At 49.2% G+C, this 1,619-nt stretch carries 1 protein-coding gene; it reads right to left on the reverse strand.

Annotated features, from left to right (window positions below; all coding sequences use genetic code 11):
- A partial coding sequence (locus tag G7B18_RS18885) for a protein-disulfide reductase DsbD family protein (protein ID WP_240452906.1) occupies window positions 1-1,601 on the reverse strand: 1,601 nt, incomplete at its 3' end.
- Window positions 1,602-1,619: the final 18 nt, after the last annotated feature.

Below are 1,619 nucleotides of genomic sequence, written 5' to 3' on the forward strand. Positions count from 1 at the left end.
TATTTTGCTTTGAATGCATCGATTCCCGATTGCAGGAAGGCTATATACTTCTCAATGTCGTATACCGCTCCGCTTGTAGGAACCAATAGCTCACCCTCATTATCCAGCAGTGCATATAAAGGCTGTGAATTGCTCTGGAACTTAGAGATCTGGAAGTCTGCATTACGCTTGCTCACCGTATTGATTTTTTTACCTGTCTGTTTAGATACGTAGTGTTCGCTTTCAGGCAAGGTAAGGATTTTGTCATCCACATAAAGCTCCACGAGGATAAATTCGTTGTTGAGCATCGCCCTGACTTTAGGGTCACTCCACACCTCAGCTTCCATCTTGCGGCAGTTGACACAGTTCCAACCGGTGAAATCCACCAATAATGGCTTCTTCTGTTCTTTGGCTGCCGCCAGCGCCTCGTCGTAATCGTAGTAAGGATCCAGTCCCTTGATCGTAGACTTGCTATGGAAGTAGGTGTAATGCTTACGGTTAACTGCGCCGGGATCCACCGTGTGTCCGCCACCTGCGCCCGAGGCCATATTATTCAGATCAAAATCCTGTGTGCCTATAGGAGGCAAGAAGGCCGAGATAGCTTTCAATGGCGCTCCCCAAAGACCGGGGACCATGTATACGACAAACGAGAACACCAGAATAGCGAAGAATGTACGCGGAATCGAAAGGAACTGCAGCGGACTATCGTGCGAAAACTTGATCTTCCCGATAAGATATAAACCCAACAGCCCGAAGATGACAATCCACAACGCCAGGTACACCTCGCGGTCAAGGAAATTCCAGTTGTAGGCAAGATCCACATTGGAAAGGAACTTAAGTGCAAGGGCCAGCTCCAGGAATCCAAGAACAACCTTTACACTGTTCAGCCAGCCTCCGGATTTAGGCATGGACTTCAGCATCGATGGGAACATCGCAAAGAGTACGAAAGGTACTGCCAGTGCAATGGAAAAGCCCAACATACCTATTGCAGGACCGAGACGCTCACCGCGCGTGGCCGCCTCGACCAATAAGGTACCGATGATAGGACCTGTACAGGAGAAGGAGACTACCGCTAGACTTGCCGACATGAAGAAAAGACCGATCAGGCCGCCCTTGTCCGACTGTGCGTCAATCTTGTTGACAAAAGAACTCGGCAGGGTGATCTCGAAAGCACCAAGGAATGATGCTGCAAACACGACCAGCAAAAGAAAGAAAAAGAAGTTGAAGATCCCGTTTGTAGACAGTTCATTCAAGGCTTCCGGACCAAATGCTATGGTGATCAACATCCCCAGGGCGACATAGATTACGATAATAAATAGGCCGTAGAGAAAGGCCTGTGACACCGCTTTGGATCGGCTGCCCGACTTTTTGGTAAAGAAGCTGACCGTAAGGGGAACCATCGGGAAGATACAGGGCATAAAGAATGCCGCAAATCCTCCTAAAAGACCGGCTATAAAGATCCCCCACATGGATTTGTCTTCCGCAGAAGCACCCTCTGTAGCGGTGGTAGCTGTTGCTTCATCTTGTACAGCGGTACTATCCAGCTGTGTACTGCCCGTGTCCTGTCCATCAGAGAATACCAGGTCATCAGGGACTTCGCTCCCTTGGGAACTATCCGACACACTACCGTCGGTAAATGT

The organism is Sphingobacterium sp. xlx-130 (assembly GCF_011007405.1).
In the GTDB taxonomy this organism is placed as follows: domain Bacteria; phylum Bacteroidota; class Bacteroidia; order Sphingobacteriales; family Sphingobacteriaceae; genus Sphingobacterium; species Sphingobacterium luzhongxinii.